Source organism: Klebsiella spallanzanii, assembly GCF_902158555.1.
In the GTDB taxonomy this organism is placed as follows: Bacteria; Pseudomonadota; Gammaproteobacteria; order Enterobacterales; family Enterobacteriaceae; genus Klebsiella; species Klebsiella spallanzanii.
In genome coordinates, this window is sequence record NZ_CABGGS010000023.1 from 1 (window position 1) to 24459 (window position 24459).

The following is a 24459-nucleotide window of genomic DNA, read 5'->3' on the forward strand; positions in this document are numbered from 1 at the left end:
CTAGTACGAGAGGACCGGAGTGGACGCATCACTGGTGTTCGGGTTGTCATGCCAATGGCATTGCCCGGTAGCTAAATGCGGAAGAGATAAGTGCTGAAAGCATCTAAGCACGAAACTTGCCCCGAGATGAGTTCTCCCTGAGACTTTAAGTCTCCTGAAGGAACGTTGAAGACGACGACGTTGATAGGCCGGGTGTGTAAGCGCAGCGATGCGTTGAGCTAACCGGTACTAATGAACCGTGAGGCTTAACCTTACAACGCCGAAGATGTTTTGGCGGATTGAGAGAAGAATTCAGCTTGATACAGATGAACAGAATTTGCCTGGCGGCAGTAGCGCGGTGGTCCCACCTGACCCCATGCCGAACTCAGAAGTGAAACGCCGTAGCGCCGATGGTAGTGTGGGGTCTCCCCATGTGAGAGTAGGGAACTGCCAGGCATCAATCAAGTGAAAAGCCCATCCTGACGGATGGGCTTTTTGCGTTTTTAAATACTAAACAAATCCTCTTCAATCCCAAGAATATTCTCCCTTTTCTACAACATAAAAGCCTGTGCAAACTCTCTTGTCCTCATATTTCACTTTATCCTTGGCCGGGTATTCGCATTAATCTTGAACACTCATATAACAAAATAAAATGTGATTATCATCACATATAAAATTATAACAATTATATAACATTTGATTCACTAATTGATTTATCTGAATGAGTTGGTTCATCCGACGCGGCAGATTGCAGTCCTTACTGGAGCAAAATTACAATGACAGAAAGTAGCATTCACGAACGCGGATCGCTTGATCATGCTGATACCCGGCGTCGTATATGGGCAATTGTGGGGGCATCATCAGGGAATCTGGTTGAGTGGTTTGATTTTTACGTCTATTCGTTTTGCTCGCTCTATTTCGCACACATCTTCTTTCCTTCGGGAAATACCACCACGCAATTGTTACAAACGGCAGGGGTGTTTGCTGCCGGTTTTCTGATGCGTCCTATCGGAGGGTGGTTATTCGGACGTATTGCCGATCGTCGCGGACGTAAAGCTTCTATGCTGATTTCGGTATGCATGATGTGCTTCGGATCGCTGGTGATTGCTTGTCTACCGGGATATGCCACTATCGGGACTTGGGCACCGGCATTGCTGCTGCTGGCACGCCTGTTCCAGGGCCTTTCCGTCGGCGGAGAATACGGCACCAGCGCAACCTACATGAGTGAAGTTGCGGTGGAAGGTAAGAAAGGTTTTTACGCTTCATTTCAGTATGTCACGTTGATTGGTGGCCAACTTCTGGCGGTGCTTGTGGTTGTCGCATTACAGCAGATCCTTAGTGATGAAGATCTTCATGCCTGGGGATGGCGCATCCCCTTTGCCCTTGGTGCCGTATTAGCCATCGTTGCTCTGTGGCTGCGTCGTCAATTAGATGAAACCTCTAAACAGGAAACTCGTGCGCTAAAAGAGGCGGGATCGTTTAAAGGGCTATGGCGTAACCGTAAGGCATTTATTATGGTACTCGGTTTTACTGCCGCTGGTTCGTTAAGCTTTTATACCTTTACAACCTATATGCAAAAATACCTGGTCAACACTGCTGGTATGACGGCGGGTACTGCCAGCATGATTATGACCGCAGCCTTGTTCGTTTATATGTTGGTTCAACCGCTTTTTGGTGCCCTTTCGGATAAGATTGGCCGTCGAACCTCAATGCTTTGCTTCGGCGTATTGGTTACCGTCTTTACCGTTCCTATCCTGAATGCATTGCAGAGTGTGAGTTCACCGTATGCAGCATTTGCTTTGGTGATATGTGCGCTGCTGATAGTGAGTTTCTATACTTCAATTAGCGGGATCCTGAAGGCCGAAATGTTTCCGGCTCAGGTCCGTGCCTTAGGGGTTGGATTATCTTATGCGGTTGCCAACGCGCTCTTTGGCGGCTCAGCAGAGTATGTCGCGCTGTCATTAAAATCGGCTGGAATCGAGCACGCTTTTTACTGGTATGTGACCGTAATGGGGGCGATAGCTTTCCTGGTCTCCTTGACTCTGCATCGCAAAGGTAAAGGTCTGCGGTTGTAGAATTATTGATGGGCCAGCTGCCATACGGCATAGCCTGTAGTGGCACCAGCTACATCCCACGCAAAATCTTTCCAGCTCCAGCCGCTCCCCGCCGGGCGGCTGTCCCATAGTTCCTTCGATGCCCCTAAACTTACGGAAAACATCAATCCAATCGCGGCACTACGGTCGCGGCTGTAACCCTGGTGTTGGGCATATTCATTGCCAGCGGCAGAGAGCATTGCTGAAGCGAGGAAGTGCTGGGCTTTATCCTGTCCACTCCATGAGTCATTAGCCATATGGCTGCAGCCGGTCAGTAATAATAGTGGTGCGATAAGCATGATGATGTGCATACAAATTCCAGAAAAAAGCCCCGCAATGCGGGGCGGAAATTCAGAGAATACGGCTGATAAGACGGTCTATTCGAATACGTCGCAGACGCCTGATCAGTTTACGTACTTTTATCGGGTAGTCGGCAATACTTTGTAGATCGCGATAATGCTGAACGACCGTGGTATGTTTGCGGATAAGGTTGAGCTCTTTCTCACGCATTGCGCCGAGCTGGTGCTTTGGATCGTGAATAAGAATGGCATTTTCCAGATCCAGTCGCCAGGCGCGAGGGTTCAGGTTATTACCGGTCAACAGCATCCATTCGTCATCAACCCACATTCCTTTCAGGTGGTAGCTGTTATCGTCGTCCTTCCATAAACGGACAATCAGCTGATCGGTGTTGACGTAATACTGCAGCCGGCTAAGGAAACGCCGCAGATTAATTTCATAAAGATAGGGCAGCGCGCCAATAATTTTAAATGGCTGATCTTCCGGGATATAGAAATCATTAGCGGTCTTATCACCCACGATAATTTCAACTTTTTTCCCACTGCGTAGCAGCTGAATAATATTACGTACCAGCAGAGCAGGCAGGTTGAAATAGGGAGTGCAGATAGTCAGCTTATGCTCAGCGCAGGGCATTAAATGGAAGATGGTTTTATTCAGCAGACTGGTCTTCCCCAGCCCAACTAACGGGGTGACCGATAGCTGATCTTCATCAGCATTACCGATAAAATGATAGCTGCTATCGCGGAGCTCCTGGCGATACTGACGGATATCGTTTTTGATTTCTGGGCTTTTGGGCCGGTCAGCCCTGTCAAGGCGGTTAACTCCACGGCCTTGCACCAGGTTATTCTCAACCCAGTCGAACATCACATCGGCCATTTTACCATTGCGAATGCACTGGTAGCGGTCGTAGCGATACTTATCGTGTTGATGCAGGTAAACATCATTAAGGCTGGCCCCGCTGTAAAGGACGCAATCATCAATGATAAAGCCTTTAAAGTGGAGGACGCCGAGTGCTTCCCGGGTATTGACCGGAACGCCATAAACCGGGATATCGATGCCTGGGTTTTCCTGAGCCATACGACAATACCAGTCGGCATTGGTGTTTGACGCCGCGACGCCAATACGCCCACGTTGGGCGCGATGCCAGTCAACCAGCACCCGAACGTCTAATTCTGGACGCTGGCGCTTAGCGTCGTACAGTGCCTGCAAAATTCCTTTGCCGCCATCATCCTGTTCCAGATAGAGCGCAATAATACAAATACGCTGAGTGGCTTGAGCTATCCTGGCCAGTAACGCTTGCCGAAAATCTGCCGGAGCGTAAAAGAACTCGATATCATCAACTGACTGAGAAAGCTTAGGGAGTTGGGCAAGGTGTTGTTGATGTTTATTACGTTTAAATTTTGACAACATCACAGTGCATTTCTTCTCTGTTTATTGAAGGGTCTTCTGTACCATGCAGACGACGTAAGCGGGCAATAATACCATTACTACCCGTTAATGTAGTCAACAATTGCGGTCAGCCGTTTGTAATTGCTCAGATACAAGCTGTAGAGACAAACTGACAATTCCATCTTCAAGCTGAATATCAACTGAGAATCCTAGCTTTCGGGCGAGCCCAATCATGCCTTTATTATTTGGCATGGTGATGCCGTTCAATCGCTGCAGGCCGTGGCTTTGCGTATAGGCGATCAGTTTTTCCAGTAGCCTGCGGCCTAAGCCGAGACCTTTTAAATCAGAGCGCACCAGTACGGCAAACTCAGCATCGATATTATCCGGGTCGGAGATCGCCCTCGTCACGCCGAGGATCTCACTTCCTTCTTTTGTGGTGCGCACTGCAACAAAGGCCATTTCTCGATCGTAGTCGATCTGCGTCATATTGGCTAAATCATCGTGAGTAAATTCGTTGATTTCGCTGAAGTAACGGTAATAAAGATCTTCTTTCGTCACCTGAGCGATAAAGGCCAGCAGCTGCGGCTCATCCTCGGGGAGTATTGGGCGGAACAGGCAGCGTTCGCCGTTCTTCATGACTACCCACTCCTCCTGCTGCTGTGGATAGGGGCGCACGGCCAGGCGACTTTCGCTATCGCCGTTAAACGGGGCAAGAGTTAATGTTACATCAAGCGCGGTAAACTCATGACCGGAAGCCAGAAGGGGATGGATATCCAGGCGCTGAATTTCCGGGCAGTCGACAATCAGATTCGATACCTGTACCAGTAGCTGGCTTAGGCCGGGAATATCCAAAGGACGCAGCGCGCTACGGCCGCGCACTTTTTTGCTTTTGATAGCCTGAATAACCAGGTAGCGTGCAAGGTTCATATTCAGCGGAGGGAGCGCGACGGCGGCCTGATCCTCTGCCCGCCATTCAACGCCGCCTTCACCCAGCATAATCAGTGGCCCAAAAACCGGATCGTGCTCCACGACAACTCGCAGCTCCTGCGCTCCGGCGCGATTGGCCATGCTTTGTACCAGCAACCCGTGAATACGTGCCTGCGGCCAGGTCATTTTGACGCGATCGAAAATAGCATCCGCCGCCTGCTGTACTTCGATGGCCGTACGCAGATAAAGCATAACCCCTTGAACTTCTGACTTATGTGGAATATCCGGCGAGCGAAGCTTCAGAGCAACGGGGTAGCCAATCTGCTCGGCGATGTGCACCGCTTCGGCGCTATCTGCGGCAATCCACGTTGGCAGGGTGTGAATACCATAAGCATGCAGAACCGGACTCACTTCATGGGTATCCAGCGACGTAGCACCCTCATTCATTGCTCGTTGTAGCAGGTTATGGGCTTCGGCAGTGTTAGCCGTTAACGAGTCTGACAGTACCGGAGTTTCCCTGAGCTGTTTCTGGTTACGCCGGTACTCCACCATGTGCATAAAAGCGGTAATCGTACCCTCTGGGGTACGATAGGTCGGCAGGCCCGCATCGCTAAACAGGCGTCGCGCTTCTTGCGATGAGAACTCACCGCACCAATTGGTGAGAACCGTGACGTATTTGCCGCGCGGATGGCGCTTCAGGGCGTCAATCAGCGCCAGCGCGCTTTCCGTGCCTGGAGCCGCTGCGCTTGGGGCATGAATCACCAGCAGAGCATCGTAGTCATGACTATCCAGCAATACGTTCAAGGCTTTGAGGTAATGCTCGCTACTGGCGTCATCGCGGAGGTCCAGCGGGTTGGCAATATCAATACCTTCAGGCAACGCCTGACGGAGATTGCAGCAGGTCTCCTCACTCAGAGTGGCAAGTTTGCCATTGCGCAGCCAAAGCTCATCCAGCGCCAGCGCCGCCGGAGCGGCACCGTTACTGATAATCATCAGTTTTTCGCCGCGCAGAGGGCGCATATGGCTGAGGGTTTCGACCGCGGAGAACAGCTCGTGGGTGTCCTGTACCCGCAGCAAACCTGCGCGCTGAATCGCGGCATCCCAGGCTGGATCCATCCCGGAATTTACGTGCAATAGCTTCTGCGCTGCCGGGCTGCGTCCGCTTTTAATCACCAGAATCGGCTTATTGCGCGATGCGCTGCGGGCCGCTGAGACGAAACGACGGGCATCGCTAAGGTGTTCAAGATAAAGCAAAATAGCGCTGGTTTTGCTGTCTCGAGCCAGAAAATCGAGCAGGTCATCAACATCAATATCCAGGCTATCGCCAAGTGCAATAAAGTAAGAAAACCCCATCTCGCGCTGCTGAGCCCAGTCGAGGATAGTGTTGGAGACGGCCGCAGATTGCGAAATAAACGCCAGTTTGCCGCGATGAATAGGCACCGGTGAAAAGCTGGCGTTAAGACCCTGCCACGGGGCAAGCAGGCCCAGGCTATTTGGCCCGAGCAACCGCATCTGGTAGCGTGCGGCGCAGTCAAGCAGCACGGGATATTGTTCGGGTATGGACGAGAGAATGATGCAGGTTTTACACCCTTTTTGTCCCAGCGCTTCCAGTAGTTCAAGGTTTCTTCGGGCGTTGGTACATAGCACAGCAAGGTCGGGTGTGAAGGGGAGGCTGTCGACTGTAGGCCAGGCCAGCACTCCCTGAACCGCTTTCCATGCTGGCGTCACGGGGAGAACGGGGCCGCTAAAGCCGCCAGCCAGCAGGTTGCGCATCATCAGATAACCGGCGCGCTGTGGTTTCATTGACGCGCCAATAACGGCGATCGACTTTGGCCGCAGCAATGCTTCCAGGCCTCGTTGGCTCATACCGGTCTCCTTTGATCCCCAGTGACCGAATGATTTTAAACGCTTTCTGTCAGTTGTGCTGTGATACTGCCCTTATGCTGCGTTTTTCCTGCCAGATAGCGCGTTCTGAATAATCTGAAGTGATCGCCAAGAGCCGTGGCTGCGGTTTTGTCTCCCGCGAGATCCAGCAGTGCAATCGCGACTTCGGCGGTGCAGTACTGTCCTTCAGCGTGGGCTTCCCGCAGGTGATAGGCGGAAATGCGCGACAGGTCGACGGAAATCATCGGCAGCGCATCAAGCCAGGGGCTTTTGCGGAACATTTTTCGCGCCTCGGGCCAGGTGCCGTCGAGCATAATAAACAGCGGAAGTTTGCCGGGAAGCGGTGCGTCAAGCACCCGGCGCTCGGTGCTGGCATAGGAGGCAGGAAAAACCACCATCGGCTGATATCTCGCGTCGGCGACGAGATCGAGAAGCGCCCGCGGAGGTTCGGTTCGTGACCACTGAAAGGCTTCCGTATCCGGCAGGATATCGGCAATCAGGCGTCCGGTGTTGCTGGGCTTCATTGGCTCGGTATCGAACATCACCAGGCAAAAACGGCTGGTGGCGGCAACGGGATTAAGGGTTGCGCAGAGGCACTGTTTCAACGGCAGCAAACAGCGCTGGCAGCGGTGGATACGGTTGCCGCGAGCAAGAAAAGGCCGGGTGGCGCGCGCGAGACGCTCGGCGCGAAGGCGAAGGACGGCGTTATCAGTCATGGGGATCGCTAAGAAAAAACGCCATTGTCGCAGAGGTGAAAACGGGGCACAAGCGGTGCCCCGTCGGGTTTATTGCTGGCCGGCTTCGTTTAACCAGCTATCGAAAGGCGCTTTCGGTACGGCGCCGTTCAGCATGTCGATGACCTCGCCATTTTTGAACATCATAATGGTCGGGATGCTGCGAATGCGGAAGCGGGCGCTAAGTTCGCGTTCCATTTCAGTATTCACTTTCACGAAACGCATTTCGCCGCTGCGTTCTTCAGCCACATCTTCAAAAATGGGCGCAAAGTTACGGCACGGGCCGCACCACGGCGCCCAGAAATCAACAACAACGGGGAGATCGTCCTTTAATAGTTTATCCAGCGTTGCCCCGGTCGCGTTGATAACATCGCCGTCAAAAAGATCGTGGCCGCAGCGCCCGCATTTCGCGCCATCGGCGCGACGATCGTCGGGGATGCGGTTCAGAGCCTGACAACTGGCACAAACGGTATTCATAACTAACCTCTGGTTATGGGTTGCAGCGCGGCACGTGGCCGATTTGTTTCTCTAATGTTACATATTATCGATGCGCAGCTAATAAAGGACAATGAGTTTTATTCAATGAATACGATAGACTCAGGCTTTTAAATGAAATAATGGCTAAGTGATGACACATCGGGTAATCTGCGCGCTTCGCGCAGCGCAGGTGGAGAAAATTGATGAGCGACGACGAACTGAAAAATAAAAGCGGCAAGGTCAAAGTGATGTATGTCCGCAGTGATGATGATTCTGACAGACGTACCCATAACCCGCGAACCGGGAAAGGTGGGGGACGCCCAGGAAAATCTCGTGTTGACGGTCGTAACCGCCCTGCGCGCGATGAAAGAGATAGCCGCGGTGGCGATCGTAAACGTGACGATCGCAAACGCGAAGGCTTCAGCGGTGAAGGTTCTTCTCCGTGGCGTACCGTGTCCCGTGCGCCGGGTGATGAGACGCAGGTAAAAGCGGATCACGGTGGGATCAGCGGCAAAAGCTTTATCGATCCGGAAGTGCTGCGCCGTCAGCGCGCAGAAGAGACCCGTGTTTACGGTGAAAACGCCTGCCAGGCGTTATTTCAGAGCCGCCCGGATGCTATCGTTCGCGCCTGGTTTATCCAAAGCGTGACCCCGCGCTTTAAAGAAGCCCTGCGCTGGATGGCGGCGAATCGTAAAGCCTATCACGTCGTTGATGAAGCCGAGCTGGCGAAAGCTTCCGGCACTGAGCATCATGGCGGCGTTTGCTTCCTGATTAAAAAGCGTCATGGTACTTCCGTTGAGCAATGGGTTGCGAAAGCTGACGCTGAAGATTGTGTTCTGGCGCTGGAAGATGTCGGCAACCCGCACAACCTCGGCGCTATCATGCGCAGCTGCGCGCACTTTGGCGTGAAGGGCGTGGTTGTGCAGGATGCTGGAGTGATGGAGTCCGGGGCCGCGATTCGTACCGCAGAAGGTGGTGCAGAACACGTTGAGCCAATCACGGGCGATAGTTTTATCGATACGCTTGAGCGCTTCCGTAATGCGGGTTATGCGATAGTTTCGACTTCCAGCCATAATGGAACTCCACTATTTAAAGCCGAGCTGCCGAAAAAAATGGTGTTGGTGTTAGGGCAGGAGAGTGATGGCCTTTCCGATGCCGCGATTTCCAGCGCTGATATCAATATCGCGATTGAAGGAACCGGTAACGTAGAAAGCCTGAACGTTTCTGTTGCGACCGGCGTACTACTTGCTGAATGGTGGCGTCAGAATAAGGCTTGATACTTTAGCCTGGAGCCAAAAATGCCAGCATTATAGCGTAATGCTGGCATTTTCATTTTTAGCGCTGGGCTGCTTTATTCACTTTCAGCTGGCAGCGTTGGCATCCAGTCGATTGGCGTTTCACCACGTTCGGCCAGCCACTGATTGGCCTGGACGAAATGATTACTGCCGAAAAATCCGCGATGGGCGGAGAGCGGTGATGGATGCGGCGCTTTCAGCACGCAGTGGCGCTGGCGATCGATAATCGCACCTTTTTTCTGCGCATGTGAACCCCACAGCAGAAATACGACCCCTTCCCGATGCTGGTTAATCAATGAAATGACTTTATCGGTAAAGGTTTCCCATCCGAGACTGGCGTGAGAGTGCGCTTGCCCTGCACGCACCGTTAATACGGTGTTGAGCAGCAAAACCCCCTGACGCGCCCAGCTTTCGAGGTATCCGTGAGCTGGGCGCTGAAAGCCAGGTATTGTCCCTTCCAGCTCCTTGTACATATTCAGCAGCGACGGCGGTGTTGCAATCCCCGGCAGAACGGAGAAGGCGAGGCCGTGAGCCTGTCCCGGCCCGTGGTAGGGATCCTGGCCCAGGATCACCACTTTGACATCGCTTAGCTCTGTATAACGAAACGCATTAAAGACATCTTTTTGTGGCGGGTAGATGGTGATGCCTGATTGGCGTTCTTCGGCAACGGTTTTCAGGGTATTAACAAAATAGAGCTGCTGCTTCTCTTCTGCCAGTACATCGTGCCAGGTTAATGGGGTGGTCATTTTGCTCTCCTGCAAAGTGTCATCGTCATAGCTTAACTGCATCTTTCTACAACACAAAATTTGCTCCACGAGATTGACGTACTGCATGCAAAAAAAATTGAAAATTTACAAATTTATTTAGTATTGGATATGGCGTAACTTGATGTAAAACAATAATATCTACCTATGCCCACTTTTGTGGTGTGGTTTTTGTTGATTTAAATCAATGAATGCCGAGTGTTCGGCTGATATATATACACTCATACAACAATGGTTTTACCAATTGGCCGCGAAGGCCAATAATCGAACAAACGTTGCCTGGAGGCATAAAATGATTACTGGTATCCAAATTACTAAAGCTGCAAACGACGATCTGCTCAACTCTTTCTGGCTGCTGGATAGCGAAAAAGGCGAAGCTCGCTGCCTGTGCGCTAAAGCCGGTTTTGCTGAAGATGACGTGGTAGCGGTGAGCAATCTGGGTGAAATCGAATACCGTGAAATCCCGGTAGATGTGAAACCAGAAGTTCGCGTTGAAGGTGGTCAGCACCTGAACGTTAACGTGCTGCGCCGTGAAACGCTGCTGGATGCTGTTGAACACCCGGAAAAATACCCACAGCTGACTATCCGTGTTTCTGGCTATGCGGTACGTTTTAACTCCCTGACTCCGGAACAGCAGCGCGATGTTATCGCCCGTACTTTTACCGAAAGTCTGTAAAATTAAGTTTTAATGCGAAAACGCCGGGATATCCCGGCGTTTTTTTACTCTTCGTTTGTCTGTTGCGGTGCATCCGCAGCGCTTGGTTTACGACGCTTACCAATGTTTTTGGTATCGCGGTGACGTTTTTTCACCCGCGGCTTCTCTTTTTCTTTCTCTTTTTTCTCAGCGCGCTTTGCTAACACCTTTTTGGACGGTTTACCGGTTTGCTTTTCGCTGGGAGCGCGGGTCGTCGGGCGCAGTTCATCGATAACGCGGGCTTTTAACGGTTCTTCAATATAGCGGCCAACTTTACCCAACAGCAGATGATCGTGGGCTTCAACCAGAGAAATAGCTGTCCCTTTCTTGCCTGCGCGTCCGGTACGACCGATACGGTGCAGGTAGATATCTGCCGTACGCGGCATGTCAAAGTTAAATACGTGACTTACGTCCGCAATATCAATACCGCGGGCGGCAACGTCGGTCGCAATTAACACATTAATGCGGCCGTCGGTCAGGCGGCTAATCGCTTCATTACGTTTAGCCTGAACCATTTCTCCTTCCAGCCAGCAGGTATTGATACCGGCTTCACGCAGCCAACCGGCCAGTTCATGAACGCGCTCGCGCTTACGCACGAAGACGATTGAACGAGTCGCTTCCGACTGCTTCAGAAGATGGACGAGCAGAGCGGTTTTATGCTTAACGTCATCTGCACGGTAATACCATTGATGAATCTTTTTACGCTCGCGGGTGGAGGGGTTAGCGGAAACCTCCACGGGTTCTTCCAGCAGACGCTCAGCAAAATCCTTAATCGCATCACCTTCGAGAGTTGCGGAAAAGAGCATGGTCTGCTTACGCCAGCGGGTTTCACCGGCAATGTGTTCGATATCCTGCGCGAAGCCCATGTCCAGCATGCGGTCCGCTTCATCAAGGATCAGCGTTTCAACGGCGCGGCAGTCGAAGTTTTCTTCTTTAATATACTGCAGCAGGCGGCCGGTCGTGGCGACCACGATGTCCTGGTTCTCGCTGAACACTTCGGCGTGGTTCATATAGGCGACACCGCCGGTGATGGTGGCGATATCCAGATGCGTATGTTTTGCCAGTTCACGCGCATGGTCTGCAACCTGCATCGCCAGTTCGCGAGTAGGGGTCAGAATAAGAATGCGCGGCGGACCAGATTTCTTGCGCGGAAAATCGAGCAGATGCTGCAACGCTGGCAGGAGATACGCCGCCGTTTTACCGGTGCCGGTCGGGGCTGAACCGAGAATATCACGGCCATCAAGCGCAGGCGGAATAGCGGCGGCCTGAATGGCTGTCGGGCGTGTGAAACCTTTATCCTGGAGTGCGTCCAGCAGGTTTTCGTCGAGTTCAAGTTCGGAAAAAGTCGTTACAGTCATGATCTACCTCTGAGTGGACCGCCGATTATAGACGTTACGGACGCAATGTTCATCTGTTTGTAAGGCTATCTGTTCTCCGGTATTGTGCATAGCCTTAAGCTCAGGAGTTTTTTGCCCGCAAGGTTATCGAGGATGTCCCAGTCGAAGTTTGCGCTGCCGCGCAATGGTTTTACGTTTAAACATTTTTTTGTCGCCCATGATAGATGCGCGATGAAAGTCGGTACCGACGGTATTTTACTTGGCGCATGGGCCCCGATTGCTCAGGTTAAGCGCGTGCTGGATATCGGTACGGGCAGCGGTCTGCTGGCCCTGATGCTCGCGCAAAGAACCGGTCAGACAGTTATTGTGGATGCCGTAGAACTGGACGGAGAGGCGGCAGCACAGGCACGAGAAAACGTTGCGGATTCTCCGTGGGCAGGGCGTATTCAGATTCATCAGGCTGATATTCAGCAATGGCAGCCACCGCAAACCCGGCGCTATGAACTGATTATCAGCAACCCACCTTTTTTCGCTGAAGGCGTTCCTTGTGCCACCTCGCAGCGCGAGCAGGCCCGTTATACCACCTCGCTCGATCACACAACATTATTAACCTGCGCCGCCGAGTTTATTACGGAAGAGGGTTTTTTCTGCGTCGTACTGCCGGTGGATATCGGTAATGCATTTGTACAGCGGGCGCAGAATATGGGGTGGCATTTGCGTTTACGTACCGACGTAGCGGAAACAGAAGTGCGTCCACCGCATCGGGTGCTGTTGGCTTTTTCGCCAACGGCGGGGGAAGAGTGCTTTAGCGACAGCTTGGTTATTCGCGGGCCAGAGCAGCAGTATTCTGAAGGGTTTACTGCTCTGACCCAGGATTTCTATCTTTTTATGTGAGCCAGTGGTGAGAGCACCGACGGCCCGCTATCCGGCAGCTGTTCGGGATAGTCCAGCGTGTAGTGAAGGCCGCGGCTCTCTTTACGTTGCATAGCGCAGCGCACAATTAGCTCGGCAACCTGAACCAGGTTGCGTAGCTCCAGAAGATTATTGGAAACGCGGAAGCGGGCGTAGTATTCGTCCAGCTCCTGTTGCAGCATATTAATGCGACGCAGGGCACGCTCCAGGCGGCGGGTTGTGCGCACGATGCCGACGTAATCCCACATCAGCAGACGCAGTTCATGCCAGTTGTGCTGAATCACTACCAGCTCATCAGGTATTTCAACCTGGCTTTCGTCCCACGATGGCAGTTCATTGACCGCCTGAGCGAAAGGTATGCGCTTCATGATATCTTCGGCTGCGGACCATCCGTAGACGAGGCACTCAAGCAACGAGTTTGAGGCCATTCGGTTAGCGCCGTGTAATCCGGTATAGCTGACTTCACCAATGGCGTACAGGCCGTCGACGTCGGTGCGCCCGCTATCATCAACCATCACGCCGCCGCAGGTATAGTGCGCGGCGGGAACGATAGGCACCGGTTCTTTTGTCAGATCGATACCGAGTCCCAGCAACTTCTCATAAATCATCGGGAAGTGGTGGCGAATAAATTCTGCGGGTTTGTGGCTGATATCAAGATACATGCAGTCGACGCCAAGGCGTTTCATTTCATGATCGATTGCCCGGGCGACGATGTCGCGTGGAGCCAGTTCGCCGCGCTCGTCAAAGTCTGGCATAAACCGTGAGCCGTCCGGGCGTTTCAACAAAGCCCCTTCACCGCGCAGCGCTTCCGTCAGCAGGAAATTCCGTGCTTGCGGATGATATAACGCGGTGGGGTGAAACTGATTGAATTCGAGGTTGGCGACCCGACAACCCGCGCGCCAGGCCATAGCGATACCATCTCCGGAAGAGACATCAGGGTTGGTGGTGTATTGGTAAACCTTTGCCGCACCGCCAGTGGCCAGTACCACGGCTTTCGCGCTACAGGTTTCAACTGCTTCCTTATTCCGATTCCATACCCAGGCTCCTACCACGCGACGCGTACCCGGCAGGCCGATTTTATCAGAGATAATCAAGTCAACGGCGTTGCTACGCTCCAGCACGCGGATATTGGGGTGAGCCAACGCCTGGCTGACCAGGGTGGTCTCAACGACTTTGCCTGTCGCATCGGCAGCGTGGAGAATTCGGCGGTGACTGTGACCTCCTTCGCGGGTCAGGTGGTAGCTCTCTTCGCCGTTTGCCTGAACCTGGGTATCGAACAATACGCCCTGATCGATAAGCCACTGCACGCAGGGTTTGGCGTTGCTGGCGACAAAAGAGACCGCATGGCGATCGCAAAGACCTGCCCCGGCAATCAAGGTATCTTCGACGTGGGATTCAATGCTGTCGGTTTCATCAAATACGGCGGCGATCCCGCCCTGGGCGTAAAACGTTGAGCCTTCACTGATAGGGCCCTTGCTGAGCACCGTGACCGTACAATGTTCTGCCAGGCGTAAAGCAAGGGATAACCCGGCAGCACCGCTGCCAATAATCAACACATCGCAGGAGCAATCAGAAGTTGTATTCATAGTTTTTGTTTAATTTACTAAACACGGTAACCGAACAATAGCACCTGTCTGCGATAAATCGTACGTTTTTTTTACTGCGTGTTGTGACGGCTAAACATATCGTCTAAATGAGGCGTGCTGTAAATCAAAGAAAAGTTTTGCGAAGCAGCTCGTTAGCTTCAGATTTTATAGTGAAATAAAAGCCGGGTTACGTTACCCTTCTGGCGGGTCTTGCGCTTTTTCTTATTATCTTACATATCGTTTAGCTACCGGGACATATAATGAGAGATAACAATCCGTCAGCCGGTGCCAGACGAAAAACAAAGGCGTAACGGAACTTTATTGTTTTCAGACACTCCAACCCTCTGCTTGCTCATTTATGCAGTCATTGGGTGGTGTTTTTGAATACGCATGGGAATTGGGTTTGGGGAGACATTACCTCGGATGAGCGAGCAGTTAACGGATCAGGTCCTCGTTGAACGGGTCCAGAAAGGAGATCAGAAAGCATTTAACCTGCTGGTGGTACGCTATCAGCATAAGGTTGCAAGCCTGGTCTCCCGCTACGTGCCGCCGGGCGATATCGCTGACGTTGTTCAGGAATCGTTCGTAAAAGCATGGCGTGCGCTGGATTCTTTCCGGGGGGATAGCGCTTTTTATACCTGGTTATATCGTATCGCCGTCAATACGGCGAAGAATTATCTGGTTGCTCAGGGACGTCGTCCGCCATCCAGCGATATTGATGCAAATGATGCTGAAAACTTCGAAAGTGGTGGGGCATTGAAAGAAATTTCGAACCCTGAGAACTTAATGTTGTCAGAAGAGCTGAGACAAATAGTTTTTCGTACCATTGAATCGCTCCCGGAAGATTTACGCATGGCAATTACGTTGCGGGAGCTGGATGGCATGAGCTATGAAGAAATAGCCGCCATCATGGATTGTCCGGTGGGAACTGTGCGTTCGCGCATCTTCCGGGCACGAGAAGCTATTGATAATAAAGTTCAACCGCTAATCAGGCGTTGACGATAGCGGAATACTGGAAAAGGGTATCAGGCATGCAGAAAGAAAAACTTTCGGCCTTAATGGATGGTGAAACGCTGGATAACGAACTGCTTAATGAGCTGGGTCGTTCATCTGAAATGCAAAAAACCTGGGAGAGCTACCATCTCATCCGCGATACGCTGCGAGGCGATACGAGTGAGGTGCTCCATTTTGATATCTCAGCTCGCGTCATGGCCGCCATAGAAAACGAGCCCGTCCGTCAGACGGTTCCTCTAATTCCTGAATCTCAACCCGCTCCGCATCAGTGGCGTCAGATGCCTTTCTGGCAGAAAGTACGTCCATGGGTCAGTTCGCTTACCCAGATGGGCGTTGCCGCGTGCGTATCCCTCGCTGTGATTGTTGGCGTTCAGCAGTATAATGGTCAGTCTGATTCATCTCAGCAGCCTGAGGCCCCGGTGTTTAACACTATGCCGATGATGGGTAAAGCCAGCCCGGTTAGCCTGGGCGTACCGGCGGATGCTTCAGCAGGTACCGGTCAGCAGGCTCAGGTGCAGGAACAGCGTCGTAGAATTAATGCTATGCTACAGGACTATGAATTGCAGCGTCGCCTGCATGCAGAGCAGCTGCAGTTTGGCGAGGCCCAGACTCAACAAGCCGCTGTTCAGGTGCCGGGCTATCAAACTTTAGGAACGCAATCGCAGTAATGAAGCAACTTTGGTGTGCCATGTCGCTCATGGCAGGCAGCCTGTTCTTCTCCGTCAACGCCTCGGCTGATACATCGTCCGGGGCGTTGTTGCAGCAGATGAACCTGGCCAGCCAGTCCCTCAATTACGAGCTTTCTTTCGTCAGCATCAACAAGCAGGGCGTTGAGTCGCTGCGTTATCGACACGCAAAACTGAACAATCGTACCCTGGCTCAGCTATTACAGCTCGATGGCCCACGTCGGGAAGTGGTGCTGCGTGGCACAGAGATAAGCTATTTTGAACCCGGGCTCGATCCGTTCACCCTGAACGGCGACTATATCGTCGATTCGCTGCCTTCACTGGTGTATACCGACTTCAAACGGCTGGCATCCTATTACGATTTCATCTCCGTTGGGCGTACGCGCATTGCCGATCGCTTATGCGATGTCGTTCGAGTAGTGGCCCGCGATGGCACTCGCTATAGTTATATCGCCTGGTTAGATGCTGAAACAAAGCTGCCGTTAAGGGTCGATTTGCTTGACCGCGATGGCGAAACGCTGGAGCAGTTCCGGGTCGTCTCGTTCAACGTTGGCGACAACGTGAGCGCCAGCATGGAAACCCTGTCTAAGGCGAACCTGCCTCCGCAGCTGTCCGTTCCGGAAGGTGGTAATAAGGCTAACTTTAACTGGGCGCCAACCTGGCTGCCGCAGGGCGTTGCCGAAGTGTCCAGTAGCCAGCGTCGTCTGCCTACTTTCGATGGCCCGGTTGAGTCTCGTTTGTATTCTGACGGGCTGTTTAGTTTCTCTATCAATATCAATCGTGCCACCGCCAACAGCAGCGATCAGCTATTGCGTACCGGACGTCGGACCGTAGCGACTACCGTGCGCGATAACGCAGAGATAACCATTGTTGGCGAGCTACCTCCGCAAACCGCTAAGCGTATTTCCGATAGTATTAAATTCAGGGCAGCACAATGATTAAAGAGTGGGCGACGGTTGTCTCCTGGAACAACGGCATTGCGCTGGTGCACTGTGATGTTAAGGCTTCGTGCAGTAGCTGCGCCTCCCGCGCCGGTTGCGGTAGCCGGGTACTAAATAAGTTAGGGCCGCAAACCAGCCATACCATTAGCGTCCCATGCGAACAGCCGTTAGCGGCCGGACAAAAAGTGGAGCTGGGGATCGCTGAAAGCAGTTTGCTCGGGTCGGCTGTATTAGTCTATATGGCGCCGCTGGTTGGTCTGTTCGTGATGGCATCAATATTTCAGGTGCTGTTCGCGAACGACTTCGCCTCGCTGTGCGGGGCAATCCTCGGCGGCGTTGGCGGTTTTCTGGTGGCTCGCGGTCTTTCGCCGGGCTTAGCCTCCAGACAATCGTGGCAGCCGGTGATTATTAGCGTCGGTTTACCGCCAGATTTAGTCCGCGTCGAGACGTCTTCCTCACCATTGGGTCAGTGATTTCACTGGCCCTTATCTTTATTTATCACTCCCGCAAGATCTCGTCATTTACTCCGGTTATGCTAACAGTAAGAGCATTTCCTGGTTTCGTGGATGTAGTGTAGAATGCGGCGTTTTCGGATTAAAAAACGTCAGGCACTGAACAGCGGCCTCATGATACGCGTAAGGCATAATTAACTCTAAATATGAAGAATATACGTAACTTTTCCATCATCGCTCACATCGACCACGGTAAGTCGACGCTGTCTGACCGTATTATCCAGATTTGCGGTGGCCTTTCCGATCGTGAAATGGCAGCCCAGGTTCTGGACTCCATGGACCTTGAGCGTGAGCGCGGTATTACTATTAAGGCGCAGAGCGTCACCCTCGATTACAAAGCGGCTGATGGCGAAACCTATCAGCTGAACTTTATCGATACCCCCGGTCACGTCGACTTCTCTTATGAAGTTTCTCGTTCGCTGGCGGCCTGTGAAGGGGCTTTGCTGGTGGTTGATGCGGGTCAGGGCGTAGAAGCTCAGACCCTGGCTAACTGCTATACGGCGATGGAGATGGACCTGGAAGTCGTACCGGTCCTGAACAAAATCGACCTGCCTGCGGCCGATCCGGAACGCGTGGCTGAAGAGATTGAAGACATCGTCGGCATTGATGCTACCGATGCGGTGCGCTGCTCGGCAAAAACCGGCGTTGGCGTGCCGGATGTACTGGAGCGCCTGGTGCGCGATATTCCGCCGCCGGAAGGTGACCCGGAAGCGCCTCTGCAGGCTCTGATCATCGACTCCTGGTTTGATAACTACCTCGGCGTTGTCTCGCTGGTGCGTATCAAAAATGGCACCATGCGCAAAGGCGATAAAATAAAGGTGATGAGTACCGGGCAGGTGTATAACGCCGACCGTCTGGGTATCTTCACGCCGAAACAGGTTGACCGTACCGAGCTGAAGTGCGGCGAGGTAGGCTGGCTGGTTTGCGCAATTAAAGACATTCTCGGCGCGCCGGTTGGCGATACGCTGACGCTCTCGCGTAACCCCGCGGAGAAAGCGCTGCCAGGCTTTAAAAAGGTTAAACCGCAGGTTTATGCTGGCCTGTTCCCGGTGAGTTCTGATGATTATGAGAACTTCCGCGACGCGCTGGGTAAACTGAGCCTTAACGATGCTTCTCTGTTCTATGAGCCGGAAAGCTCCACCGCGCTGGGCTTCGGCTTCCGCTGTGGCTTCCTTGGCCTGCTGCATATGGAGATCATCCAGGAACGTCTGGAGCGTGAATACGATCTGGATCTGATCACCACAGCGCCGACGGTAGTCTATGAAGTAGAAACCACTTCGAAAGAAGTTATCTACGTCGATAGCCCATCCAAGCTGCCGCCGCTGAACAATATTCAGGAGCTCCGCGAGCCGATCGCTGAGTGTCATATGTTGCTGCCACAGGAGTTTCTGGGCAACGTGATTACCCTGTGTATCGAAAAACGCGGTGTTCAAACCAACATGGTTTACCACGGTAACCAGGTGGCGCTGACCTATGAAATCCCGATGGCGGAAGTGGTGCTCGACTTCTTCGACCGTCTGAAGTCAACCTCCCGCGGCTATGCATCGTTGGATTACAACTTCAAGCGTTTCCAGGCATCAAACATGGTGCGCGTTGACGTGTTAATTAACGGCGATCGTGTTGATGCGCTGGCGCTGATCACCCACAACGACAATGCGCCATACCGCGGTCGCGAACTGGTTGAGAAGATGAAAGAGCTGATCCCACGTCAGCAGTTCGATATTGCGATTCAGGCGGCTATCGGCAACCACATCATCGCCCGCTCTACCGTCAAACAGTTGCGTAAAAACGTCCTGGCGAAATGCTATGGCGGCGACGTCAGCCGTAAGAAAAAGCTGCTGCAGAAGCAGAAAGACGGTAAGAAGCGTATGAAGCAGGTCGGTAACGTTGAGCTGCCGCAGGAAGCGTTCCTCGCCATTCTGCACGTTGGTAAAGACGGCAAATAACCCTAAGGAGTTGGCATGGCGAACATGTTTGCCCTGATCCTGGTCATCGCTACTTTGGTGACGGGTCTGTTGTGGTGCCTTGATAAGTTTATCTTTGCGCCAAAACGTCGTGAGCGTCAGGCCGCTGCTCAGGCAGCGACTGGCGACCAGTTGGACAAGAAAACGCTGAAAAAAGTTGGTCCGAAACCGGGTTGGCTGGAAACCGGCGCTTCGGTATTCCCGGTTCTGGCGATTGTGCTGGTGGTTCGCTCATTTATTTATGAGCCCTTCCAGATCCCGTCCGGTTCAATGATGCCAACCCTGCTGATCGGCGATTTTATTCTGGTCGAGAAGTTTGCTTACGGCATTAAAGACCCTATCTACCAGAAAACGCTAATCGAAACCGGTCACCCGAAGCGTGGCGATATTGTGGTCTTTAAATATCCAGAAGATCCGCGTCTGGATTATATCAAGCGCGCGGTAGGCTTACCGGGCGATAAAGTGACATACGATCCCATTGCTAAACAGGTCACCATCCAGCCAGGTTGCAGCTCCGGCCAGGCCTGCGGCAATGCTCTGCCGGTAACCTACTCCAACGTTGAGCCGAGCGATTTCGTCCAGACCTTTTCTCGCAGCAACGGCGGCGAAGCGACCAGCGGTTTCTGGCAGCTACCGAAAGGCGAAACCAAGGCTGACGGGATTCGTTTGACCGAGCGTAAAGAGACGCTGGGCGACGTGACGCACCGCATTCTGACCGTACCGATAGCTCAGGACCAGGTAGGCATGTATTACCATCAGTCCGCTTTGCCGCTGGCAACCTGGATTGTCCCGCCGGGACAGTATTTCATGATGGGTGACAACCGCGATAACAGCGCTGATAGCCGTTATTGGGGCTTTGTGCCGGAAGCGAATCTGGTCGGTAAAGCCACCGCAATCTGGATGAGTTTCGAAAAACAAGAAGGCGAGTGGCCTACCGGCGTACGTTTATCGCGTATCGGCGGTATCAAGTAGTTTTCCTGTCTTTATTCACGCTGCCGCAGGAATGACGGCAGCGTGAATTATTTAAGATTTAAATCTATTCAAACTAACGACATCCCTTGTCGTTGCGTATAGAATATCCCCCCGAAGTTTTAGGTTGTCTCTCGTAAGATTGACACAGCACACGAAACCGCGTTGGTTTTTACTCAGGTCGGTTTCGTGTGCTGCATTTTTGACGCATTCATCTATTGGTAACGCATGAACCCCATCGTAATTAATCGGCTTCAACGAAAGCTGGGCTACACTTTTCATCATCAGGAGCTGTTGCAACAGGCATTAACTCACCGCAGTGCCAGCAGCAAACATAATGAGCGCCTGGAATTTTTAGGTGACTCAATATTGAGTTTTGTGATCGCGAATGCGCTCTATCATCGTTTCCCTCGGGTAGATGAAGGCGATATGAGCCGCATGCGCGCAACGCTGGTGCGAGGCAACACGCTGGCAGAAATTGCTCGCGAGTTCGAGTTAGGTGAATGTCTGCGTCTTGGGCCGGGTGAATTGAAAAGCGGAGGCTTTCGCCGCGAATCGATTCTGGCGGACACCGTTGAAGCTTTAATTGGCGGGATTTTCCTCGACAGCGATATCCAGAACGTTGAGCGCCTTATCCTCTCCTGGTATCAGAGCCGCCTGGACGAAATCAGTCCTGGCGATAAGCAAAAGGATCCGAAGACCCGCTTGCAGGAATATCTGCAGGGGCGTCATCTGCCGCTGCCGTCTTACCTGGTTGTTCAGGTTCGCGGGGAAGCGCACGATCAGGAATTTACTATCCACTGCCAGGTTAGCGGCCTGAGTGAACCGGTGGTTGGCACAGGTTCTAGCCGTCGCAAGGCGGAGCAGGCTGCCGCCGAACAGGCGCTGAAAAAGCTGGAGCTGGAATGAGCGAAGAAAAAAACTACTGCGGATTTATTGCCATCGTTGGACGTCCGAACGTGGGTAAATCCACACTGCTGAACAAACTGCTTGGGCAGAAGATCTCTATCACTTCCCGAAAAGCGCAGACTACGCGTCACCGCATCGTTGGCATTCATACTGAAGGCCCGTATCAGGCAATCTATGTCGATACTCCAGGTCTGCATATGGAAGAAAAGCGTGCGATTAACCGCCTGATGAACAAAGCGGCGAGCAGCTCTATTGGCGATGTTGAGCTGGTTATCTTTGTGGTTGAAGGTACCCGCTGGACGCCAGACGATGAGATGGTCCTCAATAAGCTGCGTGAAGGGAAAGCGCCGGTTATCCTGGCGGTAAACAAAGTCGATAACGTACAGGAAAAAGCCGATCTTCTGCCGCATCTGCAGTTCCTCGGCAGCCAGATGAATTTCCTTGATATCGTGCCGATTTCCGCGGAAACCGGGCTGAACGTTGACACCATCGCCGGGATCGTACGTAAGCACCTGCCGGAAGCGATTCACCACTTCCCGGAAGATTACATCACCGACCGCTCTCAGCGCTTTATGGCTTCCGAGATCATTCGTGAAAAGCTGATGCGTTTCCTTGGTGCTGAACTGCCGTATTCCGTCACCGTCGAAATTGAGCGTTTTGCGACCAATGAACGCGGCGGCTACGATATCAACGGTCTGATTCTGGTTGAGCGTGAAGGGCAGAAGAAGATGGTGATTGGCAACAAAGGGGCCAAGATCAAAACCATCGGTATTGAAGCCCGTAAGGACATGCAGGAGATGTTCGAAGCGCCAGTTCACCTGGAACTGTGGGTGAAAGTGAAATCCGGCTGGGCCGATGACGAACGCGCGCTGCGTAGTCTCGGTTACGTTGACGATCTCTGAGTTTGATACTCTATGGCTTTCGTGGCGCGGTCAACGCACCTGCAACCTGAAAGACGACGAGTATGATGGAAGGCTGGCAGCGCGCTTTCGTACTGCATAGTCGGCCCTGGAGCGAAACCAGTTTAATGCTGGACGTCTTCACGGAAGAGTCCGGTCGCGTGCGCCTTGTAGCAAAAGGCGCACGTTCTAAACGTTCTAATCTCAAAGGCGCTCTTCAGCCTTTTACCCCCTTGCTGCTCCGTTTCGGCGGGCGCGGCGAAGTCAAGACGCTGCGCAGCGCAGAAGCTGTCTCCCTGGCGCTACCTCTTAGCGGCATCACGCTTTACAGCGGACTTTACGTTAACGAACTACTTTCCCGCGTGCTGGAGCATGAAACGCGCTTCTCTGAACTCTTCTTCGATTATCTGCACTGTATCCAGTCTTTGGCTGGCGCCAGCGGTTCGCCGGAACCTGCGCTACGGCGCTTTGAACTGGCGCTGCTTGGACACCTGGGATATGGCGTCGATTTTTTGCACTGTGCCGGGAGCGGCGAAGCGGTTGACGACACCATGACCTATCGCTACCGTGAAGAAAAAGGCTTTATCGCCAGCGTGGTTATTGATAACAGCACCTTTACCGGGCACCATCTTAAGGCATTAGCGAACCGCGAGTTTCCGGATAGCGATGCGTTACGCGCGGCAAAACGCTTCACCCGTATCGCCCTGAAGCCTTATCTTGGTGGGAAACCGTTAAAGAGCCGGGAACTGTTTCGCCAGTTTATGCCCGCGCGGGCGGCGCGAGCTAATAAAACCAATAACGATTAACGAGGATTGTCATGGCCGAATTACTGTTAGGGGTCAATATTGACCACATTGCGACATTACGCAACGCTCGCGGTACCGCTTATCCGGATCCGGTACAGGCGGCCTTTATCGCCGAGCAGGCTGGTGCTGATGGTATTACCGTGCATCTGCGCGAAGATCGCCGACACATTACCGATCGCGATGTGCGGATCCTGCGTCAGACTCTCGATACCCGCATGAATCTTGAGATGGCGGTAACGGAAGAGATGATCAATATTGCCTGTGAGACTAAGCCGCATTTCTGCTGCCTGGTGCCGGAAAAACGCCAGGAGGTGACCACCGAAGGCGGTCTGGATGTGGCTGGCCAGCTTGATAAAATGCGCGATGCCTGCAATCGTCTTGCCGACGCCGGTATTCTGGTTTCTCTGTTTATTGATGCTGATGATGCGCAAATTAAGGCTGCGGCGGACGTGGGTGCGCCTTATATCGAAATTCACACTGGCTGCTATGCCGATGCGCAAACTGACGCTGAGCAGGCGAAAGAGCTGGAGCGTATTGCGAAAGCGGCAACCTATGCCGCGAGTCTGGGGCTGAAGGTTAATGCCGGCCACGGTCTGACTTACCATAACGTCAAAGCCATTGCAGCACTGCCGGAAATGCACGAGCTGAACATCGGCCATGCGATTATTGGTCGAGCGGTGATGAGCGGCCTGAAAGAGGCGGTTTCTGAGATGAAACGTCTGATGCAGGAAGCGCGCGCCTGATGGCCATTCTCGGACTGGGTACTGATATTGTTGAAATTGCCCGCATCGAAGCGGTGATCGCCCGCAGCGGCGATCGCCTGGCTCGTCGCGTACTCAGCGACCACGAGTGGGCAATATGGGAACAGCATCAGCAGCCGGTCCGTTTTCTGGCTAAGCGTTTTGCGGTCAAAGAAGCTGCGGCCAAGGCGCTTGGCACCGGCATTCGCAATGGACTGGCGTTTAATCAGTTTGAGGTTTACAACGACGAGCTGGGTAAGCCAAAACTGCGATTGTGGGGGGAGGCGAAGAGCCTGGCGGAGCGCCTGGGCGTAAGCAGCATTCACGTGACGCTGGCCGATGAGCGCCACTATGCCTGCGCTACGGTTATCATCGAAAGTTAGATTTTTTCCGCATGATGCAGTAAGACAAATTTATCCCACAGCTGCTCTTCATTTTCGTTATGTGCCGGGTCTTTCATAATAGTATTCGGGATCGGGCACACCTTCTGGCAGGTTGGCGTTTCATAATGACCCACGCATTCGGTGCAGCGGTCGCTGTTAATTTCATAAATGCTATCACCCATGGATATGGCCTCATTCGGACACTCTGGTTCGCACATATCGCAGTTGATGCATTTTTTGGTGATTAACAGCGCCATCAGGAAATTCT

General features: G+C 52.7%; 25 protein-coding genes and 2 rRNA genes. 18 read left to right on the forward strand and 9 right to left on the reverse strand.

The window, feature by feature from the left end; genetic code table 11:
- The 3 genes from FN082_RS15060 to FN082_RS15070 form a co-directional block, all read left to right on the forward strand.
- A 23S ribosomal RNA gene (locus FN082_RS15060) occupies positions 1-253 on the forward strand; the annotation flags it as partial.
- Between the two features lie 66 nt (positions 254-319).
- A 5S ribosomal RNA gene (rrf, locus tag FN082_RS15065) occupies positions 320-435 on the forward strand.
- A 320-nt stretch (positions 436-755) separates the two neighbouring features.
- Complete coding sequence (locus FN082_RS15070; protein ID WP_112215412.1) at positions 756-2054, forward strand: MFS transporter; 1299 nt, start codon at positions 756-758, stop codon at positions 2052-2054.
- Positions 2055-2056: 2 nt separating this feature from the next.
- On the opposite strand, the gene FN082_RS15075 is transcribed toward FN082_RS15070, so the two are convergent.
- From FN082_RS15075 to trxC, 5 genes are all read right to left on the reverse strand, one after another.
- The gene (locus FN082_RS15075; protein ID WP_139536842.1) at positions 2057-2383 is read right to left on the reverse strand and encodes a YfiM family lipoprotein; all 327 of its coding nucleotides are present in this window, start codon (positions 2381-2383) and stop codon (positions 2057-2059) included.
- Positions 2384-2423: 40 nt separating this feature from the next.
- The gene (gene pssA / locus FN082_RS15080) at positions 2424-3779 is read right to left on the reverse strand and encodes a CDP-diacylglycerol--serine O-phosphatidyltransferase (protein WP_142463252.1); all 1356 of its coding nucleotides are present in this window, start codon (positions 3777-3779) and stop codon (positions 2424-2426) included.
- Positions 3780-3872: 93 nt separating this feature from the next.
- Positions 3873-6551: a bifunctional acetate--CoA ligase family protein/GNAT family N-acetyltransferase gene (locus FN082_RS15085; RefSeq protein WP_142981866.1), complete on the reverse strand. Its 2679-nt coding sequence runs from the start codon at positions 6549-6551 to the stop codon at positions 3873-3875.
- A 35-nt stretch (positions 6552-6586) separates the two neighbouring features.
- A complete protein-coding gene (locus FN082_RS15090) occupies positions 6587-7285 on the reverse strand; it encodes a tRNA-uridine aminocarboxypropyltransferase (protein WP_142981867.1) in 699 nt (232 codons plus the stop codon).
- A 69-nt stretch (positions 7286-7354) separates the two neighbouring features.
- A complete protein-coding gene (gene trxC / locus FN082_RS15095) occupies positions 7355-7780 on the reverse strand; it encodes a thioredoxin TrxC (RefSeq protein WP_139536839.1) in 426 nt (141 codons plus the stop codon).
- A gap of 203 nt (positions 7781-7983) precedes the next feature.
- Here trxC and FN082_RS15100 point away from each other — a divergent pair, with 203 nt between their 5' ends.
- Positions 7984-9057, forward strand: a complete 1074-nt coding sequence (locus tag FN082_RS15100) for a tRNA/rRNA methyltransferase (RefSeq protein WP_142981868.1) — start codon at positions 7984-7986, stop codon at positions 9055-9057.
- 74 nt (positions 9058-9131) lie between these two features.
- On the opposite strand, the gene ung is transcribed toward FN082_RS15100, so the two are convergent.
- Complete coding sequence (ung, locus tag FN082_RS15105; RefSeq protein ID WP_139536837.1) at positions 9132-9821, reverse strand: uracil-DNA glycosylase; 690 nt, start codon at positions 9819-9821, stop codon at positions 9132-9134.
- Positions 9822-10131: 310 nt separating this feature from the next.
- Here ung and grcA point away from each other — a divergent pair, with 310 nt between their 5' ends.
- Positions 10132-10515 (forward strand): autonomous glycyl radical cofactor GrcA, encoded by a 384-nt coding sequence (grcA, locus tag FN082_RS15110; RefSeq protein ID WP_004104596.1) that lies wholly within the window; start codon positions 10132-10134, stop codon positions 10513-10515.
- 44 nt (positions 10516-10559) lie between these two features.
- Here grcA and srmB read toward each other — a convergent pair whose 3' ends face one another.
- Complete coding sequence (gene srmB / locus FN082_RS15115; protein WP_142981869.1) at positions 10560-11891, reverse strand: ATP-dependent RNA helicase SrmB; 1332 nt, start codon at positions 11889-11891, stop codon at positions 10560-10562.
- 132 nt (positions 11892-12023) lie between these two features.
- Here srmB and trmN point away from each other — a divergent pair, with 132 nt between their 5' ends.
- Complete coding sequence (trmN, locus tag FN082_RS15120) at positions 12024-12764, forward strand: tRNA(1)(Val) (adenine(37)-N(6))-methyltransferase TrmN (protein WP_139536835.1); 741 nt, start codon at positions 12024-12026, stop codon at positions 12762-12764.
- On the opposite strand, the gene nadB is transcribed toward trmN, so the two are convergent.
- Entirely contained in the window at positions 12749-14368 is a 1620-nt protein-coding gene (gene nadB / locus FN082_RS15125; RefSeq protein ID WP_139536834.1) for an L-aspartate oxidase, read from the reverse strand. The two genes, trmN and nadB, sit on opposite strands and share 16 nt — an antisense overlap.
- A 285-nt stretch (positions 14369-14653) precedes the next feature.
- On the opposite strand from nadB, the gene rseD reads away from it, so the two are divergent.
- From rseD to acpS, 12 genes are all read left to right on the forward strand, one after another.
- Positions 14654-14752 carry a rpoE leader peptide RseD gene (gene rseD, locus FN082_RS30485; protein WP_155552530.1) on the forward strand — a complete coding sequence of 33 codons (99 nt, stop codon included), beginning with the start codon at positions 14654-14656 and terminating at the stop codon, positions 14750-14752.
- 39 nt (positions 14753-14791) lie between these two features.
- Positions 14792-15367, forward strand: a complete 576-nt coding sequence (gene rpoE / locus FN082_RS15140; protein ID WP_142981870.1) for an RNA polymerase sigma factor RpoE — start codon at positions 14792-14794, stop codon at positions 15365-15367.
- A gap of 32 nt (positions 15368-15399) precedes the next feature.
- Positions 15400-16050 (forward strand): anti-sigma-E factor RseA, encoded by a 651-nt coding sequence (gene rseA / locus FN082_RS15145; protein ID WP_142981871.1) that lies wholly within the window; start codon positions 15400-15402, stop codon positions 16048-16050.
- Positions 16050-17006, forward strand: coding sequence for a sigma-E factor regulatory protein RseB (rseB, locus tag FN082_RS15150; protein WP_139536832.1), 957 nt, complete (start codon positions 16050-16052; stop codon positions 17004-17006). The genes rseA and rseB overlap by 1 nt, the downstream gene beginning before the upstream one ends.
- A complete protein-coding gene (gene rseC, locus FN082_RS15155; protein WP_139536831.1) occupies positions 17003-17482 on the forward strand; it encodes a SoxR-reducing system protein RseC in 480 nt (159 codons plus the stop codon). Before rseB ends, rseC begins: the two co-directional genes overlap by 4 nt.
- A 185-nt stretch (positions 17483-17667) precedes the next feature.
- Positions 17668-19467 (forward strand): translation elongation factor 4, encoded by a 1800-nt coding sequence (gene lepA, locus FN082_RS15160; RefSeq protein ID WP_139536830.1) that lies wholly within the window; start codon positions 17668-17670, stop codon positions 19465-19467.
- A gap of 15 nt (positions 19468-19482) precedes the next feature.
- Positions 19483-20457: a signal peptidase I gene (lepB, locus tag FN082_RS15165; RefSeq protein ID WP_142465708.1), complete on the forward strand. Its 975-nt coding sequence runs from the start codon at positions 19483-19485 to the stop codon at positions 20455-20457.
- Positions 20458-20682: 225 nt separating this feature from the next.
- The gene (rnc, locus tag FN082_RS15170) at positions 20683-21363 is read left to right on the forward strand and encodes a ribonuclease III (protein WP_004104573.1); all 681 of its coding nucleotides are present in this window, start codon (positions 20683-20685) and stop codon (positions 21361-21363) included.
- A complete protein-coding gene (era, locus tag FN082_RS15175; protein WP_142981872.1) occupies positions 21360-22265 on the forward strand; it encodes a GTPase Era in 906 nt (301 codons plus the stop codon). The genes rnc and era overlap by 4 nt, the downstream gene beginning before the upstream one ends.
- A gap of 65 nt (positions 22266-22330) precedes the next feature.
- Positions 22331-23068 (forward strand): DNA repair protein RecO, encoded by a 738-nt coding sequence (gene recO / locus FN082_RS15180; protein ID WP_139536849.1) that lies wholly within the window; start codon positions 22331-22333, stop codon positions 23066-23068.
- Between the two features lie 11 nt (positions 23069-23079).
- Entirely contained in the window at positions 23080-23811 is a 732-nt protein-coding gene (gene pdxJ, locus FN082_RS15185) for a pyridoxine 5'-phosphate synthase (RefSeq protein WP_139536827.1), read from the forward strand.
- Positions 23811-24191, forward strand: a complete 381-nt coding sequence (gene acpS, locus FN082_RS15190) for a holo-ACP synthase (protein ID WP_139536826.1) — start codon at positions 23811-23813, stop codon at positions 24189-24191. Before pdxJ ends, acpS begins: the two co-directional genes overlap by 1 nt.
- Here the strand turns inward: acpS and FN082_RS15195 are convergent.
- Positions 24188-24448, reverse strand: coding sequence for a YfhL family 4Fe-4S dicluster ferredoxin (locus FN082_RS15195; RefSeq protein WP_139536825.1), 261 nt, complete (start codon positions 24446-24448; stop codon positions 24188-24190). The two genes, acpS and FN082_RS15195, sit on opposite strands and share 4 nt — an antisense overlap.
- Positions 24449-24459 lie beyond the last annotated feature (11 nt).